Consider the following 17531-nt stretch of genomic DNA (forward strand, 5'->3'; position numbering starts at 1 on the left):
AGAAGGGAACCGAAAACCTCTGCGATCACCCGCTCCTTCCGTCGTAGGCTGACGCCCGCTGCCCGCCGACGGGGGCCGGGCACACGAGGGAGGACACATGGGGATCCGAAGCCTGACCCGCACCGAGGCCGAGCGCCGGTCCGCTCTGATCACGGTCGAGCGGTACGACGTGGACATCGACCTCACCGCCCTGCCCGGCGGACCGGAGATCCGGTGCGTCTCCACGGTGGCCTTCGGCTGCGCCGAGCCTGGCGCCGAGTCCTTCGTCGACTGCGCGGCCGAGGTCCGCTCCGCCACCCTCAACGGCACCCCCCTCACCCCCACCGACGACGGCCGGATCCCGCTGCCCGGCCTGGCCGCGCACAACGTGCTGCGCGTGGAGAGCGTCCAGGCCGACACCACGGTCAGCCCGGGCATCCACAAGGCCGTCGACCCCGCCGACGGCGAGGTCTACGTCTGGACCACCTTCGAACCGGACGAGGCCCGCTTCGTCTGGGCCTGCTTCGACCAGCCCGACCTCAAGGCCCCGCACGCCTTCACCGTGACCGCCCCGGCCGCCTGGACCGTCCTCAGCAACTCCGGCGGCCCGCGCGTCGAGGAGCAGGGCGCGGCCCGCCGCTGGAGCTTCCCGGACACCCCGCCGCTGTCCGTGTACAACACCGTCGTCAACGCGGGCCCCTTCCACGAGATCCGCCGCGAGACCGACGGCCACGACCTCGGGATCTTCGCCCGCCGCTCGCTCGCCGAGGTCCTGGAACGCGACGCCGACGAGATCTTCACCCTCACCCGCCAGGGCCTCGCCTTCTACGCCGAGGCCTTCGCGATGCCGTTCCCGCAGCGCAAGTACGACCAGGTGTTCATGCCCGAGTTCGGCGGCGCCATGGAGAACTACGGCTGCGTGACCTGGTCGGACATGTTCCTGCGGCGGGCCACACCGACGCCCGCCGAGCGCGAGCTGCTCGCGGTCGTGCTGCTGCACGAGATGGCGCACATGTGGTTCGGCAACATCGTCACCATGCGCTGGTGGGACGACCTCTGGCTGAACGAGGCCTTCGCCGAGTTCGCCTGCCACTGGGCCGCGGAGGGCGCCACCCGCTACACCGACGCCTGGGCCGGCCACCTCGCCGGCGACAAGCTCAAGGCCTACCTCTCCGACCAGGGCCCGGTCTCCCACCCGATCCACCAGCCCATCCACGACGTCGCCCAGGCCGCGTCGATCTTCGACAACATCACCTACCCCAAGGGCGCCTCCGTCCTCCAGCAGTTGATGACCTACGTCGGCGAGGACCGGTTCCGCACCGGCATGGCCGCCTACTTCGCCCGCCACGCCTGGGGCACCACCACCCTCCAGGACCTGATCGACGCCCTCGCCGAGGCGAGCGGCCGGGACCTCGCCGGCTGGCGGAAGGCCTGGCTGGAGACGGCCGGCACCGACCGCTTCACCCTGGAGAACGACGGCGACACAGTCACCCTCGTCGCCGACGGCACCCCGCGCCCGCAGGTCCTGGCGGTCGGCGCGTACGACCGCGACGGCGACGCCCTCGCACGCACCGCCCTGGTCCGCGTCGAGGTCACCGAGGACCGCACCCCGGTCACCGGCCTTCCCGCCACGTCCGACCTCCTCCTGATCAACGACGACGACCTCACCTTCGCCACCACCCGCCCGGACCCCGCCACCCGGGACACCCTCTTCCGTACGGCGGCCCAGCTGCCCACGGCCATCTCCCGGGGCGCGGCCGCCGCCACCGTCTGGGACATGCTCACGGCCGGCGAGGCCACGGCGGCCGAAGCCGGACGGTGCCTCACCGCGGTCCTCGCCGCCGAGACGTCCGACGCCGTGATCGAACCCTTCCTGACCCTCGTCACCAACATCGCCGAACTCTGGGCCCCGGACGCCGACCGCCCCGCCCTGACGGAGGCCGCGGCCAAGGCCTGCCGGCGGCTCGCCGACGACCCGGGCCGCCGCCAGGTGGCCCTGCGCGGCCTGGCCCGCACCGCGACCGGCGCCGCGGACCTGGCCTGGCTCCGCGACCAGGCCGGCGACGACATCGACCTGAGCTGGCGCGCCCTCGTCCGCGAGGCCGAACTCGGCGGCGACGTCACCGCCGCGTCCGCCGCCCTGCTCGAACGCGACCCCGACCCCGACGCCTGGGTCCGCGCCCTCACCGTCCGGGCCGCCACCCCCGACCCGGCCGCCAAGGCGGAGGTCTGGCAGCGGCTGATCGTGGACCGCACGGTGCCCGTCCAGTCGGTCAGGGCGGTGGCGGACGCCTTCTGGCGCCCCGGCCAGGACGCCCTGCTCGCCCTCTACGCCGAGCGCTATCTGGCCGTGATCCCCCAGCTGGACCAGGGCGGAATGATTCCGGCGATGGTCTACACCTCCGCGCTCTTCCCGTCGTACGCCATCGACTCCGCATACCTCGAGAAGGCCCGGCAGGCGGCCCAGGACGCGGCCCCCGTGGTCCGCAACACTCTCCTGGAACGCTCCGACGCCGTCCGCCGTATGCTCCACGCCCGGACCGTGAACGCCTGATACATCCGCCATACCCCCTTCGCCCGCTGCGCCCGGTCCCGGGGCACATCCACAGTTTCGAGGGCGGGGCCCGCGGGTTCAACCGCTGTGGAAAACCTTCGGCGCGGCCTGTGGACAACCCGCCTGACAGGGCTCCACGGGCCGCCCTCGTCCGCCGCACGACCTGCTGTGACCTGGGGCGTAGGGTCCGGCGGAGCGCTGCGGGGACCGCGGCCGCGGCCGGCCGGAGTGGCGATGGCCACGCCTCCGGGCCGGTCCCCGGGGCTGCGCCCGGCCGCCAGGGCTGAGTACCGTTCCGTGCGAGTGCCGGGCAGCGGCACACCGGCCGGTCCAGGATGGGCCCTCCGGACGACACGGGACGACACGGCGGGATCGGGGAACGGGGCGTAATGGACGCGTACGACGGGGACTCGGACGCCCGGCAGGGGCTGGTGGGTCCGAGCGGGACGCGTCCTGGTCCGGGACCTGTCACAGCGGCCGGTCCGGAGCAACCGCCCCTCGGCACCCAGCAGCCCCCCGCCGCCCCCCGTACCGGCGTCGCCGCCCTCTCCCCCCGCTACCAGGTCGGCGCGGCCCTCGCGCTGGCCCTGGTCGCGGTCGCCGCCTGTGTGCACCTCGGGATGGTGTTCCTGAGCATCGCGCCGGCGAACACCGTGACGAAGCAGCACGGCAAGGCGATCGAGGAATGGGTGTACCCGGAGTTCGAGCAGAACTGGAAGCTGTTCGCGCCGAACCCGCTCCAGCAGAACATCGCCGTGCAGGTACGCGCCGACGTGCGGATGCGGGACGGCACCACGACCACCACCGGCTGGAACGACCTGTCCGCCCAGGACGGCAGGGCCATCGACGGCAGCCTGCTGCCGAGCCACACCGTGCAGAACGAGCTGCGCCGGGCCTGGGACTTCTTCGTCACCACGCACGGCACCGACAACCGCCCCATCGGCCTGCGCGGCTCCCTCTCCGAGCAGTACCTGCGCCGGATCGTCGTGATGCGCATGTACGAGGGGGACGCGACCAGCGAGAAGGGCACCATCGAGCGCGTCCAGGTGCGCTCGAGCACCACCAACGTGCCCCCACCGGACTGGAGCGGGGAAAAGGTCTCCGACACCCCCGTCTACCGGGTGCTGCCCTGGTGGACGGTCACGGTGGACGAGGCCGACGGAGGTGTGCGATGAGCCGCCTCGCCCTGTGCCTGTCCCGTGCCATCGCCCGGGTCACCGAGTCCGCGCTCGGCCCGTACCAGACGGCCGTCGTACGCATCGGCTTCGCCGGCACCTGGCTGCTGTTCCTGCTGCGCGAGTACCCGCACCGCCAGGAGCTGTACGGCCCCGACGGCCCCTGGAGCTTCGACCTCGCCCAGCAGCTGACCTCGGACAACCACGCGTTCACGGCGCTGCTGGCCTCCGACGGCCGGGCCTACTTCGAGGTCTTCTACCTCCTGGCCGTCCTCTCCAGCGCCCTGCTGGTGGTGGGCTGGCGCACCCGCACCATGTCCCTGCTGTTCATGGTCGGCGTGCTGTCCCTGCAGAACCGCAGCGTCTTCATGGGCGACGGCGGCGACAACGTGCTGCACCTGATGTCCTTCTACCTGGTGTTCACCCGCTGCGGCCAGGTGTGGTCCCTGGACGCGCGCCGAGCGGCACGCGCGCGTGCCGAGCGGCAGCCGGTCACCGACCGGGTCGGACCGGCGCTGTGGGCGGTGTCCGGTCTCCTGCTGGTCCTGGCGGCCCTCACCGGCCGCACCGGCGGCGGCTGGCTGGTACCGGCCCTCATGTGGGCGACCTGGGCGGGCGCCGCCCTGTGGTGGGCGGCGGGCCGCTGGGCACGCACACCCGAGCCGCGGATCCTGCTGGACGTCATCGCCAACATCCTGCACAACGGTGCCCTGTTCGTGATCATGGCCGAGGCCTGCCTGATCTACGCCACCGCCGGCTGGTACAAGATCCAGGGCTCCCGCTGGCAGGACGGCACCGCCATCTACTACCCGCTCCACCTGGACTACTTCTCGCCCTGGCCGGCCCTGGCCGACCTGCTGTCCGTCAACGGCACGCTGGTGATGCTGGTGACCTACGGGACGGTCATCGTCCAGGTCGCCTTCCCGTTCACGCTGTTCAACCGCCGGGTCAAGAACGTGCTGCTGGCCGCGATGATGGCCGAGCACGCGGTGATCGCGGTCGTCCTCGGCCTGCCCTTCTTCTCGCTCGCCATGATCGCGGCGGACTCGGTCTTCCTGCCGACGGCCCTCCTGCTCTGGGTCGGCGACCGCGCGTCACGCGTGCGTGACCGTGTCTTTGGGCGTGGCGCCCCCGGACTGCCGCCCACGCGCTCCCCGGAGGCGGAGGAGCAGCCCCGCGTAGGCTTCGGGGCATGACCGACCCCCTGGACCACTGGGCGCGGCTGGCGGGCTCCGCCGTCCTCCTCGACGGCTTCCACGCCCTCAAGCACGCCCTGCGCTTCGGCGCGGAGGTGCCGGTGGCGGTCACCACGGACCGGGCGGCGGCGCTGGCCCTGGCGGACGAGCTGGCGCCGGACGTACGGGAGGCGCTGGCCGCGCTCCTGACGGAGGTGCCGCCGCCGACGTACACGTCCCTCGTCCCGCGCCCGCACCCCACGGCGGTGGCCGCCCTGGCCGTACGGCCGCCTCGCGAGGCCAACCTGCGTGCGCTGTCCCGCGTCCCGCGCACGGCCCCGGTCGTGGTCCTCGACGAGCCGCGCAACCTGGGCAACGCGGGCGCCGTGATCCGCTTGGCGGCGGGCTTCGGAGCGACCGGAGTCATCACCACCGGAACCCTCGACCCCTGGCATCCGACGGTCGTCCGGGGCGGCGCGGGCCTCCACTTCGCCACGGCGGTGGAACGGCTGACGGTGGCGGAGCTGCCACAGGGCCCGCTGTTCGCCCTGGACCCGGAGGGCGAGGACATCAGGGGGCTGAAACTCCCGGACGACGCGATCCTCGCCTTCGGCTCCGAGCGAACGGGACTCTCGGCCGACCTGCGCGCGCGAGCCGACCATCTCCTCCGGCTGCCGATGCGCCCTCAGGTGAGCAGCTACAACTTGGCGACCAGCGTGGCGATGACCTTGTACCACTGGAGTGCCTTGTAAGGGGGCTGGGCTGCGGCGCCGCGTGAGGGGCGCGGGGCTGTATCCGCATGCGGCTCCGCCGCGTGGGCGCGACCAGCCCCGACGGTGCCGCACCGACCACACGACCGTCGGCCACGACGGCGGCACCGCCCGGCTCGGCACCGCCGATGACCACCGTCGTGGCCGAGCGCCGTCGCGGTGGACAAGGAAGCTCGGCCGAAGACGTGTCGGCTACCCCTCCCGCCGCACCTCGATCACCCGGAACCGGCTCGCCACGAACGCCCCGTCGCACAGCGCGGCGTTCGCCGCGGGGTTTCCGCCCGAGCCGTGGAAGTCGGAGAACGCGGCTGTCTGGTTGACGTACACGCCGCCGACCAGGTTCAGCGACAACTGGGCCGCCTCCTCCAGGCAGACCTCCTCCACGGCGCCCTCCACGTCCGCGTCGACGGTGTACGCGCCGACCGTCATCGCGCCCTTGTCCCGGACCGTCCGCCGCAGCAGCTGCACCGCGTCGGTGGCCGAGTCGACGGCGACCGCGAAGGACACCGGCCCGAAGCACTCGCTCATGTACGCGGCCTCGTCGTCGGCCCCCTCCCAATATTTCCGCGCCCCGTCCAGCTTCACGATCACCGGCGTGCGGACGACCGCGTCCGGGAACTCCGGGTTGGCGATCTCACGTGAGGCCAGGGCGACTTCGCCGAGTCCGGCGGCGGCCTCCAGGCGGGCCTTGACGTCGGGGTTGACGATCGCGCCGAGCAGCGCGTTCGCGCGGGCGTCGTCGCCGAGCAGGCCGTCGACCGCGCGGGCGAGGTCGGCGACCACCTCGTCGTACGTCCTGGGGCCTTCGTCGGTGCGGATGCCGTCGCGGGGGATCAGCAGGTTCTGCGGGGTCGTGCACATCTGGCCGCTGTAGAGGGAGAGCGAGAAGGCCAGGTTGGAGAGCATCCCCTTGTAGTTGTCGGTGGACTCCACCAGCACCGTGTTGACGCCGGCCTTCTCCGTGTAGACCTGCGCCTGCCGGGCGTTGGCCTCCAGCCAGTCGCCGAAGGCCGTTGAGCCCGTGTAGTCGATGATCTTGATCTCCGGGCGGGTGGCGAGCGTCTTCGCGATGCCCTCGCCGGGGCGTTCCGCCGTCAGCGCCACGAGGTTCGGGTCGAAGCCGGCTTCGGCGAGCACCTGCCGGGCGACCTGCACGGTCAGGGCGAGCGGGAGCACCGCGCGCGGGTGCGGCTTCACCAGTACCGCGTTGCCCGTGGCCAGGGAGGCGAACAGACCCGGGTAGCCGTTCCACGTCGGGAAGGTGTTGCAGCCGACGACCAGTGCGATCCCGCGCGGGACCGGCTTGAACGCCTTCGTCAGCGCGAGCGGGTCGCGCTTGCCCTGCGGCTTGGACCACTCGGCCGTGTCGGGGGTGCGGACCTGCTCCACGTACGCGTACGCCACCGCCTCCAGGCCGCGGTCCTGGGCGTGCGGGCCGCCCGCCTGGAACGCCATCATGAACGCCTGTCCGCTGGTGTGCATGACCGCGTGCGCGAACTCGTGCGTCCGGTCGCTGATCCGCTTGAGGATCTCCAGACACACCACCGCGCGCGCCTCCGCGCCCGCGTCGCGCCACGCGCGCTGGCCGGCCTTCATGGCGGGCAGCAGTGTGTCGACGTCGGCGTGTGGGTAGGTCACGCCCAGTTCGATGCCGTACGGGGAGACCTCGCCGCCCAGCCAGTCGTCGGTGCCGGGCTGGCCGAGGTCGATGCGGCCGCCGAGAAGGGCGTCGAAGGCGGCCTTGCCGGCCGCGGCGTCCAGGCTGCCATGCTCGCCGTAGGCCTTGGGGTGCTCGGGGTGGGGGGACCAGTACGCGCGCGTGCGGATCGCCTCCAGCGCCTGGTCAAGGGTGGGCCGGTGCTTGGCGATCAGCTCGTGCACGGTGAGTTCGGCGGTCATGCGGGACCAACTCCTCGTCTGATGAGCTCCCCTTCGAGCTCATGACCTGGGCGGAAACGGCCGGACAGAGCTAGAGTAACCGAACGATCGGTCGGGACAAGGGGGCCTGCCGCATCTGTGGAAAACCCCGTGCGGGAGGATCGCGCACATGACAGCACTCGACCTCAGCAGCCCCGTGGGGGTCGCCGGCGCCGGCACCATGGGCCAGGGCATCGCCCAGGTCGCACTCGTCGCGGGCCATCCCGTACGGCTCTACGACGCTGTCCCCGGGCGGGCCGGGGACGCTGCCGCGGCGATCGGCGCCCGTCTCGACCGGCTGGTCGAGAAGGACCGGATGACGGCCGTCGACCGGGACGCGGCCCGTGCCCGGCTGCTGCCCGCCGAGGAGCTCACCGAGTTCGCGGACTGCACCCTGGTCGTGGAGGCCGTCCAGGAGCGGCTGGAGGCCAAGCAGGAGCTGTTCCGGGCCCTTGAGGACATCGTCGACGGCGACTGTCTGCTGGCGACCAACACTTCCTCCCTGTCGGTGACCGCCATCGGGGGCTCCCTGCGCAGCGCCGCCCGCCTGGTGGGCCTGCACTTCTTCAACCCGGCGCCGTTGCTGCCGCTGGTCGAGGTCGTCTCCGGGTTCGCCACCGACGTCACGTCGGCCACGCGCGCGTACGAGACGGCCCGCGCCTGGGGCAAGGCGCCGGTCGCCTGCGCGGACACCCCCGGCTTCATCGTCAACCGCATCGCGCGGCCCTTCTACACCGAGGCGTTCGCCGTCTACGAGGCGCAGGCCGCCGACCCGGCCACCATCGACGCGGTGCTGCGCGAGAGCGGCGGCTTCCGGATGGGCGCCTTCGAACTGACCGACCTGATCGGCCAGGACGTCAACGAGTCCGTCACGCACTCCGTGTGGCAGGCCTTCTTCCAGGACGTCCGCTTCACGCCCTCCCTGGCCCAGCGCCGGCTCGTCGAGGCCGGCCACCTCGGCCGCAAGACCGGGCACGGCTGGTACGACTACGCGGACGACGCCGAGCGCCCCGAGCCGCACACCGCCGAGCCGGCCGACCGGCCCGCCTACGTCGTCGCCGAGGGCAACCTGGGCCCGGCGGCCGAGCTGCTCGCGATGATCCGCGAGGCGGGCATCCAGGTCCGCGACGAGGACGAGGACCACGGCACCCGCCTGGTACTGCCCAGCGGCGGCCAGCTGGTCCTCGCCGACGGCCAGACCTCGGTGGAGTTCCGGGACGTCGTCTACTTCGACCTGGCGCTCGACTACCGCCGCGCCACCCGCATCGCCCTGTCCGCCGGACACGACACGCTGCCCCAGACGCTCGGCGAGGCCATCGGTCTCTTCCAGGCGCTCGGCAAGCAGGTCAGCGTCATCGGTGACGTCCCCGGCATGATCGTCGCCCGCACGGTCGCCCGGATCGTCGACCTCGCGCACGACGCCGTCGCCAAGGGCGTCGCCACCGAGGAGGACATCGACACCGCGATGCGCCTGGGCGTCAACTACCCGCTCGGCCCCTTCGAGTGGAGCCGCCGCCTCGGCCGCGACTTCGCCTACGACCTCCTCGACGACCTCCATCTGCGCGACCCGAGCGGCCGCTACGCGCCCTCCCTCGCGCTCTACCGCCACGCGTACGCCACCGAGAAGCGGGAGGGCGCCTCATGACCACCGCCAAGCGCGACACCTACACCCCCGAGACCCTGCTCTCGGTGGCCGTCCAGGTCTTCAACGAGCGCGGCTACGACGGCACCTCCATGGAGCACCTCTCCAAGGCGGCCGGCATCTCCAAGTCGTCGATCTACCACCATGTCTCCGGCAAGGAGGAACTGCTGCGCCGGGCCGTCAGCCGCGCCCTGGACGGCCTGTTCGGGATCCTCGACGAGGAGCACGCGCGCGTGGGGCGCGCCGCCGACCGCCTGGAGCACGTCGTGCGCCGCATGGTCGAGGTGCTGATCGCCGAACTGCCGTACGTGACGCTGCTGCTGCGGGTGCGGGGCAACACCGACACCGAGCGGTGGGCGCTGGAGCGGCGCCGGGACTTCGACCACCGGGTGGCCGACCTGCTGAAGGCGGCCGCCGCCGACGGGGACGTCCGCGGTGACATCGAGGTGCGCCTCGCGACCCGGCTGGTCTTCGGCATGGTCAACTCGATCGTGGAGTGGTACCGCCCGGACGGGCGCGGCGGGACCGAGCGCGAGGTCTCCGACGCGGTGGTGCGCCTGGTGTTCTCGGGGCTCCGCGCGGCCTGACCCCGGCCGTCCGGCGTCAGCCGCCCGGTCCCAGGTCCTCCTCCTCGAACACCAGCAGGGTGCGGGTGCTGAGCACCTCCGGGATCGCCTGGAGCCGGGTCAGCACCAGCTCGCGCAGCGCCCTGTTGTCGGGCGTGTGCACCAGGAGCAGGACGTCGAAGTCGCCGCCCACCAGGGCGATGTGGTCGGCGCCGGGCAGCTGCCGCAACTCCTCGCGCACCGTGCGCCAGCTGTTCTGGACGATCTTCAGGGTGATGTAGGCGGAGGTGCCGTGCCCGGCCCGCTCATGGTCCACCCGGGCGCCGAAACCGCGTATCACCCCGTCCTCGATCAGACGGTTGATACGCGCGTAGGCGTTGGCGCGCGAGACGTGGACACGCTCGGCGACCGACCGTATCGAGGCCCGGCCGTCTGCCTGGAGGATCTGCAGGATGTCCTGATCAATGGCGTCCAGCGGGCGCGCGGGCGGCAGCGCGGCGCGGTCCTGCGGGCCCTCGGCCATTTGTTCAGGTGGCATGTCCCCCCGCCTTCCTACCATGGACGTAATGCGTTCATTCCAGGCTGTGGAGAACCGTTTGTCCACAGCCTGGAGCCGCCTGTAGCCAAAATGTGCTGACGACCGAACAATCGGTAGGTGAGACGGCTCACAGCCGACCCGTCTCCCGTAGCCACCCCCACGAGGAGGTGCCGTCATGACGGTCCTGGAGCAGCGAGGCGCATACCGCCCGTCGCCGCCGCCCGCCTGGCAACCCCGGACGGACCCCGCGCCTCTGCTGCCCGACGAGCGGCCCTACCGCGTCCTCGGGACCGAGGCGGCCGCCAAGGCCGATCCGGAGCTGCTGCGCCGGCTCTACACCCGGCTGGTGCACGGCCGCCGGTACAACACGCAGGCCACCGCCCTCACCAAACAGGGCCGCCTCGCCGTCTACCCGTCCAGCACCGGCCAGGAGGCCTGCGAGGTCGCGGCCGCGCTGGCCCTGGAGGAGCGCGACTGGCTCTTCCCCAGCTACCGCGACACCCTCGCGGTCGTCGCCCGGGGCGTGGACCCTGTGGAGGCGCTCACCCTGCTGCGCGGCGACTGGCACACCGGCTACGACCCCTACGCCCACCGCGTCGCCCCCCTCTCCACCCCGCTCGCCACCCAGCTCCCGCACGCCGTCGGCCTCGCCCACGCGGCCCGCCTCAAGGGCGACGACGTGGTCGCGCTCGCCATGGTCGGCGACGGCGGCACCAGCGAGGGCGACTTCCACGAGGCCCTGAACTTCGCCGCCGTCTGGCAGGCCCCGGTCGTCTTCCTGGTCCAGAACAACGGCTTCGCCATCTCCGTCCCGCTCGACAAGCAGACCGCCGCCCCCTCCCTGGCCCACAAGGCCGTCGGATACGGCATGCCGGGCCGCCTGGTCGACGGCAACGACGCGGCCGCCGTGCACCAGGTCCTCTCCGACGCCGTACGGCACGCGCGCCAGGGCGGCGGCCCCACCCTGGTCGAGGCGGTGACCTACCGCATCGACGCCCACACCAACGCCGACGACGCCACCCGCTACCGCGGCGACGCCGAGGTGGACGCCTGGCGCGACCACGACCCGATCCTGCTGCTGGAGCGCGAGCTGACCGACCGGGGACTGTTCGACGAGGACTTCGTACGGCACGCGCGCGAAGGCGCCGAGACCATGGCCGCCGACCTGCGCGAGCGCATGAACCGCGACCCGGAGCTCGACCCCATGGCCCTCTTCGACCAGGTGTACGCCGAGACCACCACCCAGCTGCGCGAGCAGCGCGCCATGCTGCGGGCCGAGCTGGAGGCCGAGCAGGCCGACCAGGAAGGCGGCGACCGATGACGACCGTCGCCGTCAAGCCCGCCACCATGGCCCAGGCCCTCACGCGCGCGCTGCGCGACGCGATGGCCGCCGACCCCTCCGTGCACGTCATGGGCGAGGACGTCGGCACCCTCGGCGGGGTCTTCCGGGTCACCGACGGCCTCGCCAAGGAGTTCGGCGAGGACCGCTGCACCGACACCCCGCTCGCCGAGGCCGGCATCCTCGGCACCGCCGTCGGCATGGCCATGTACGGGCTGCGCCCGGTCGTGGAGATGCAGTTCGACGCCTTCGCCTACCCCGGGTTCGAGCAGCTGATCAGCCATGTCTCCCGGATGCGCAACCGCACCCGCGGCCGGATGCCCCTCCCGATCACCGTCCGCATCCCCTACGGCGGCGGCATCGGCGGCGTCGAGCACCACAGCGACTCCTCCGAGGCCTACTACATGGCCACCCCCGGCCTGCATGTCGTCACCCCGGCCACGGTCGCCGACGCCTACGGCCTGCTGCGTGCCGCCATCGCCTCCGACGACCCGGTCGTCTTCCTCGAACCCAAGCGCCTGTACTGGTCCAAGGACACCTGGAACCCCGAGCAGCCGACGGACGTTGAACCCATCGGCCGCGCGGTGGTGCGCCGCACAGGGCGCAGTGCCACGCTCATCACCTACGGCCCGTCCGTATCGGTCTGCCTCGAAGCCGCCGAGGCCGCCCACGCGGAGGGCTGGGACCTCGAAGTCGTCGACCTGCGCTCCCTGGTGCCGTTCGACGACGAGACGGTCTGCGCCTCGGTACGGCGCACCGGGCGCGCGGTCGTCGTACACGAGTCGGGCGGGTTCGGCGGACCGGGAGGGGAGATCGCGGCCCGGGTCACGGAGCGCTGCTTCCACCACCTGGAGGCGCCGGTGCTGCGCGTGGCCGGGTTCGACATCCCCTACCCGCCGCCGATGCTGGAGCGCCACCACCTGCCCGGCGTCGACCGCATTCTGGACGCGGTGGCGCGTCTGCAGTGGGAGGCCGAGGGCTGATGGCACAGGTGCTGGAGTTCAAACTGCCCGACCTCGGGGAGGGGCTGACCGAGGCGGTGATCGTCAACTGGCTGGTCCAGGTCGGTGAGGTCGTCGCGATCGACCAGCCGGTCGTCGAGGTCGAGACGGCCAAGGCGATGGTCGAGGTCCCGTGCCCCTACGGCGGTGTGGTTACCGCCCGCTTCGGCGAGGAGGGCGCCGAACTGCCCGTCGGCGCCCCGCTGCTGACGGTCGCCGTCGGCGAGGCCACCCCGCTCCCCGAGGCGGAGGGCTCCGGCAACGTCCTGGTGGGCTACGGCACCGGGGCACCGCCGGCGCGCCGCCGCCGGGCCCGGCCCACCGCACCGGAGCAGGCCAACGGCACGGCCGGCAGGGCCGCCGCCGTCGAAACGGCGGTCCACGCGCGCGTGCCCGCACCGCCCCCGCTCCCCGAGGGCCCGGTCCCGGTGATCTCCCCGCTGGTCCGCCGGCTCGCCCGGGACAACGGCCTGGACCTGCGCGGGCTCTCCGGCTCGGGTCCCGACGGTCTGATCCTGCGCGCCGACGTCGAGGACGCCCTGCGGGTCAGCGCGGCCCGCGCCGCCACCAGGACCCCGCCCGGTCCGCTGAACTCCTTGGCCGGCCCCGCGAACGCCCGGACCGGCACCCGCACGCCCCTCAAGGGCATCCGGGGCGCGGTCGCCGAAAAGCTGTCCCGCAGCCGCCGGGAGATCCCGGACGCGACCTGCTGGGTGGACGCGGACGCGACCGAACTGGTGCGCGCACGGACCGCGATGAACGCGGCGGCGGGCCCGAAGATCTCCCTGCTCGCGCTCCTCGCCCGGATCAGCACGGCCGCCCTGGCCCGCTATCCCGAGCTGAACTCCTACGTCGACGTCGAGGCCCGCGAGATCGTCCAACTCGACCACGTCCATCTGGGCTTCGCCGCCCAGACCGACCGGGGCCTGGTGGTCCCTGTCGTCCGGGACGCCCACACCCGCGACGCCGAGGCGCTGACGGCGGAGTTCACCCGGCTGACCGAGGCGGCCCACACCGGAAAGCTCACCCCCGGCGAACTCACCGGCGGCACCTTCACGTTGAACAACTACGGCGTCTTCGGCGTCGACGGCTCCACGCCGATCATCAACCACCCCGAGGCGGCGATGCTGGGCGTGGGCCGTATCGTCCCGAAGCCGTGGGTGCACGAGGGCGAACTGGCGGTCCGGCAGGTCGTCCAGCTGTCCCTCACCTTCGACCACCGGGTCTGCGACGGCGGCACGGCGGGCGGGTTCCTCCGTTACGTGGCCGACTGCGTCGAAAACCCGGCGGTACTGCTCAGGACACTCTGACCGCAGCGCGCCCCTTCAGGGGCACGGGGCTGCATCAATATGCGGCTCCGCCGCGTGGGCGCGACCAGCCACAAACCAGCCGCACTCGCGCACGTACCCACGGCTCCGCCCCATGAGGCGCTGCACGACCGACTGTTCCCCGTGATCAGAAAGCCCCCCATACTCGAAAGGTGACCGACACCGAGCCGCCGGCCCACGACGCGATCGTGTTGGCCGGCGGCGCAGCCAGACGCCTCGGCGGGGCCGACAAACCCTCCGTCCGGGTAGGCGGCCGTCCCCTGCTCGACCGTGTGCTCACGGCCTGTGCCGGTGCCCGGAACACCGTCGTCGTGGCGGCCCCCCGCCCCACCTCCCGCCCGGTCCGCTGGACCCGCGAGGACCCCCCGGGCGGCGGCCCGGTCGCCGCCCTCGACGCCGGCCTGCGCCACACCACCGCCGACCGCGTGGTCGTACTCTCCGCGGACCTCCCGTTCCTCGAAGAGGCGACCGTGCAGCGGCTGCTGGCGGCCCTGCACACCAGCGGCACCGACGCCGCCCTGCTCACCGACGCCGACGGCCGGGACCAGCCCCTGGTGGCGGCCTACCGCACCGCACCGCTGCGCCGTGCGCTGTCCGCCCTCGCCGAGGATGGCGACGGCCTCGGCCTCACCGGACTCCCCCTGCGGCGCCTGACCGCCGCACTCGACCTCACCCGCGTCCCGGACCCCGTCGCGTCCTTCGACTGCGACACCTGGGACGACATCGCCGACGCCAGGGCACGCATCAGGGAGCATGGACACGTGTTGGATGAATGGATCTCCGCAGTCAAGGACGAGCTGGGCATCGACCTGGACGTCGACACCGGCGTCCTGCTCGACCTGGCCCGGGACGCCGCGCACGGCGTCGCCCGCCCGGCCGCCCCGCTGACCACGTTCCTCGTCGGCTACGCGGCCGCACAGGGCAAGGGCGGCCCCGAGGCGGTCGCCGAGGCGGCCCGCAAGGCCGCCGCGCTGGCCCTGCGCTGGGAGGAAGAGGCGAACGCTGCCGAGCAGCCGGCTTCCGGGAAGCCCGCCCCCGGCCCCGGGCTCGGCCGGTGACCGCCCCCGGCACCCGGGTCGGCGCGTCCGCCGGGGACACCGACGACGATCTCGACGTCGAGGAGGCACTCGCCCTCGTGAGAGAGCCCAGGGAGCCCCGGGAGTTCGGAGAGGGCGTCGGCGGCGGCCAGACGTCCCCGCCCAACGCCCCGGGCGAGCACGCCCACGGCGGTCGTTCGGCGCACCAGCACCGCGCCACCCCCTGGCCCCAGGCCCGCGAGATCGCCGCCCGTGCCGCCCGCTCCGGCGCCCGCCGGGCCCCCGTCTCCGTGCCACTGGCCGACGCCCTCGGGCTGGCTCTGGCCAGCCCGCTGGACGCACTGACCGACCTGCCCTCCTTCGACACCTCCGCGATGGACGGCTGGGCGGTGGCGGGCCCCGGTCCCTGGGACGTGCGCGAGGAGGGCGTGCTGGCCGGGCACGCGCAGCCCGAGCCGCTCACCGACGGTGAAGCGGTACGGATCGCCACCGGCGCCCGGATCCCGGCGGACACCACCGCGGTGCTGCGCAGCGAACACGGCCGTATCGACAGCCAGGGCAGGCTGCACCCCACCCGTGAGGTCGTGCACGGCCAGGACATCCGTCCGCGCGGCCAGGAGTGCCGCAGCGGTGACCAGTTGCTGTCCGTCGGCACCCTGGTCACCCCGGCCGTCCTCGGCCTCGCCGCGGCCGCCGGGTACGACACCGTCACGGTCGTCCCCCGTCCCCGGGCCGAAGTCCTGATCCTGGGCGACGAGTTGCTCACCGAGGGGCTCCCGAGCGAAGGACGTATCCGGGACGCGCTCGGCCCCATGCTGCCGCCCTGGCTGCGCGCGCTCGGCGCCGAGGTGACCGCCGTACGCCGGCTGGGCGACGACGCCAAGGCCCTGTACAAGGCGATCACCTCGTCCGGCGCCGACCTCGTCATCACCACGGGCGGCACCGCCTCCGGCCCGGTCGACCATGTCCACTCCACCTTGGAACGCATCGGCGCCGCCCTCCTCGTCGACGGCGTCAAGGTCCGCCCCGGCCACCCCATGCTGCTGGCCCGCACCCAGCAGAACCAGCACCTCGTCGGTCTCCCCGGCAACCCCCTCGCGGCCGTCTCCGGCCTGCTCACCCTCGCCGAGCCCCTGCTGCGCACCCTCGCCGCCCACCCGGCCCCCGAGCCGTACGCGGTGCCCCTGGCGGAAGCGGCGCAGGGACACCCGTACGACACCCGGCTCATCCCGGTCGTCCTGCGGGGTGACGCGGCCGTCCCGCTGCACTACAACGGCCCGGCGATGCTCCGCGGCATCGCCGCCGCCGACGCGCTCGCGGTCGTACCGCCGGGCGGGGCACAGCGGGGTGAGGAGACGGAGCTCCTTGACCTGCCGTGGGCGGCCGCGGGGATCGAGGTGTGTTTCACGTGAAACTTCCGGGCCATGACGCCATCGCCCGCCAGGCGGACGAACATCTGGTGACCCAACGGGTGAAACTCCCGAGGAAAGTGGTGGAGCGCCCGATCCGCCAGGTCAGCAAACGGCTGTCACTGGCCCTGCTCCTGCTGGTCGCCACCGCGTTCATCGTCTACGCCGACCGCAAGGGCTACAACGACACCTCGGACGGCAGCGTCGACCTCCTCGACGCCTTCTACTACGCGACCGTCACCCTCTCCACCACCGGATACGGCGACATCACCCCGGTCAGTGACGCCGCCCGGCTCACCAACATCTTCGTCATCACGCCTCTGCGCGTGCTTTTCCTGATCATCCTGGTCGGCACCACGCTCGAAGTCCTCACCGAACGCACCCGGGAGGAATGGCGCCAGAACCGCTGGAGGTCCGCCTTGCGGGATCACACCGTCGTCGTCGGTTTCGGGACGAAGGGGCGGTCGGCGATCCAGACCGTCTGCGCGACCGGGCTGAAGAAGGAACAGGTGGTCGTGGTCGACCCCAGCGCCACGGCGATCGACGCGGCCACTGCCGAGGGATACGCCGGGGTGGTCGGGGACGCGACACGAAGCGAGGTGCTGAAGCGGGCCGAGGTGCAGCGCGCCCGGCAGATCATCATCGCGACCCAGCGGGACGACACGGCCGTGCTGGTGACCCTGACCGCCCGGCAGCTCAACAAGGGCGCGAAGATCGTGGCCGCGGTCCGTGAGGAGGAGAACGCCCCGCTGCTCCAGCAGTCCGGCGCCGACGCCGTCATCACCAGCGCCAGCGCCGCCGGACGGTTGCTGGGGCTGTCCGTGCTCAGTCCGGCCGCCGGCATGGTCATGGAGGACCTGATCCAGCAGGGCACCGGCCTGGACCTGGTGGAGCGCCCGGCGGTCAAGGCCGAGGTCGGCAAGACCCCGCGCGAGACGTCCGACCTGGTGGTGAGCGTCCTCCGCGGACACCGGGTGCTCGGCTACGACGACCCGGCCGTCGGCACCATCCAGCTGACGGACCGGCTGATCACGATCGTGCGGGCCTCCCCGGGCACCCAGGTCGCCCCGGACATACGGCCGCTGCCCCGGGCCTGACCGG

14 protein-coding genes are annotated in these 17531 nt (G+C 72.8%); 12 read left to right on the forward strand and 2 right to left on the reverse strand.

Annotated elements, in window-relative coordinates; all coding sequences use genetic code 11:
• Positions 1-97: 97 nt before the first annotated feature.
• The 4 genes from pepN (at position 98) to ACGFZQ_RS31370 (ending at position 5635) form a co-directional block, all read left to right on the forward strand.
• The gene (gene pepN, locus ACGFZQ_RS31355) at positions 98-2533 is read left to right on the forward strand and encodes an aminopeptidase N (protein WP_393843133.1); all 2436 of its coding nucleotides are present in this window, start codon (positions 98-100) and stop codon (positions 2531-2533) included.
• 389 nt (positions 2534-2922) lie between these two features.
• On the forward strand, positions 2923-3708 hold the full coding sequence (locus ACGFZQ_RS31360) for a DUF5819 family protein (RefSeq protein WP_393843134.1): 786 nt from the start codon (positions 2923-2925) through the stop codon (positions 3706-3708).
• Positions 3705-4904: an HTTM domain-containing protein gene (locus ACGFZQ_RS31365; RefSeq protein ID WP_393843135.1), complete on the forward strand. Its 1200-nt coding sequence runs from the start codon at positions 3705-3707 to the stop codon at positions 4902-4904. The genes ACGFZQ_RS31360 and ACGFZQ_RS31365 overlap by 4 nt, the downstream gene beginning before the upstream one ends.
• On the forward strand, positions 4901-5635 hold the full coding sequence (locus ACGFZQ_RS31370) for a TrmH family RNA methyltransferase (protein ID WP_393843136.1): 735 nt from the start codon (positions 4901-4903) through the stop codon (positions 5633-5635). The genes ACGFZQ_RS31365 and ACGFZQ_RS31370 overlap by 4 nt, the downstream gene beginning before the upstream one ends.
• Before the next feature lie 210 nt (positions 5636-5845).
• Here the strand turns inward: ACGFZQ_RS31370 and paaN are convergent, their stop codons facing one another.
• The gene (gene paaN, locus ACGFZQ_RS31375) at positions 5846-7552 is read right to left on the reverse strand and encodes a phenylacetic acid degradation protein PaaN (protein WP_393843137.1); all 1707 of its coding nucleotides are present in this window, start codon (positions 7550-7552) and stop codon (positions 5846-5848) included.
• Positions 7553-7700: 148 nt separating this feature from the next.
• Here paaN and ACGFZQ_RS31380 point away from each other — a divergent pair, with 148 nt between their 5' ends.
• Complete coding sequence (locus tag ACGFZQ_RS31380; RefSeq protein WP_393843138.1) at positions 7701-9215, forward strand: 3-hydroxyacyl-CoA dehydrogenase; 1515 nt, start codon at positions 7701-7703, stop codon at positions 9213-9215.
• Complete coding sequence (locus ACGFZQ_RS31385; RefSeq protein ID WP_393843139.1) at positions 9212-9799, forward strand: TetR/AcrR family transcriptional regulator; 588 nt, start codon at positions 9212-9214, stop codon at positions 9797-9799. Before ACGFZQ_RS31380 ends, ACGFZQ_RS31385 begins: the two co-directional genes overlap by 4 nt.
• A gap of 16 nt (positions 9800-9815) precedes the next feature.
• Here the strand turns inward: ACGFZQ_RS31385 and ACGFZQ_RS31390 are convergent, their stop codons facing one another.
• Complete coding sequence (locus ACGFZQ_RS31390) at positions 9816-10316, reverse strand: Lrp/AsnC family transcriptional regulator (RefSeq protein ID WP_382529295.1); 501 nt, start codon at positions 10314-10316, stop codon at positions 9816-9818.
• A 175-nt stretch (positions 10317-10491) separates the two neighbouring features.
• Here ACGFZQ_RS31390 and pdhA point away from each other — a divergent pair, with 175 nt between their 5' ends.
• From pdhA to ACGFZQ_RS31420, 6 genes are all read left to right on the forward strand, one after another.
• Positions 10492-11637, forward strand: a complete 1146-nt coding sequence (gene pdhA, locus ACGFZQ_RS31395) for a pyruvate dehydrogenase (acetyl-transferring) E1 component subunit alpha (protein WP_393843140.1) — start codon at positions 10492-10494, stop codon at positions 11635-11637.
• The gene (locus ACGFZQ_RS31400; protein WP_393843141.1) at positions 11634-12638 is read left to right on the forward strand and encodes an alpha-ketoacid dehydrogenase subunit beta; all 1005 of its coding nucleotides are present in this window, start codon (positions 11634-11636) and stop codon (positions 12636-12638) included. Before pdhA ends, ACGFZQ_RS31400 begins: the two co-directional genes overlap by 4 nt.
• Positions 12638-13966 (forward strand): dihydrolipoamide acetyltransferase family protein, encoded by a 1329-nt coding sequence (locus ACGFZQ_RS31405; RefSeq protein ID WP_393843142.1) that lies wholly within the window; start codon positions 12638-12640, stop codon positions 13964-13966. Before ACGFZQ_RS31400 ends, ACGFZQ_RS31405 begins: the two co-directional genes overlap by 1 nt.
• 170 nt (positions 13967-14136) lie before the next feature.
• Positions 14137-15042 carry an NTP transferase domain-containing protein gene (locus ACGFZQ_RS31410; protein WP_393843143.1) on the forward strand — a complete coding sequence of 302 codons (906 nt, stop codon included), beginning with the start codon at positions 14137-14139 and terminating at the stop codon, positions 15040-15042.
• Positions 15039-16433: a molybdopterin molybdotransferase MoeA gene (locus tag ACGFZQ_RS31415; RefSeq protein WP_393843144.1), complete on the forward strand. Its 1395-nt coding sequence runs from the start codon at positions 15039-15041 to the stop codon at positions 16431-16433. The genes ACGFZQ_RS31410 and ACGFZQ_RS31415 overlap by 4 nt, the downstream gene beginning before the upstream one ends.
• Positions 16430-17527 (forward strand): potassium channel family protein, encoded by a 1098-nt coding sequence (locus ACGFZQ_RS31420; protein WP_393843145.1) that lies wholly within the window; start codon positions 16430-16432, stop codon positions 17525-17527. Before ACGFZQ_RS31415 ends, ACGFZQ_RS31420 begins: the two co-directional genes overlap by 4 nt.
• Positions 17528-17531: the final 4 nt, after the last annotated feature.

The sequence above is a fragment of the Streptomyces sp. NPDC048254 genome (assembly GCF_043201895.1).
Classification (GTDB): Bacteria; Actinomycetota; Actinomycetes; order Streptomycetales; family Streptomycetaceae; genus Streptomyces.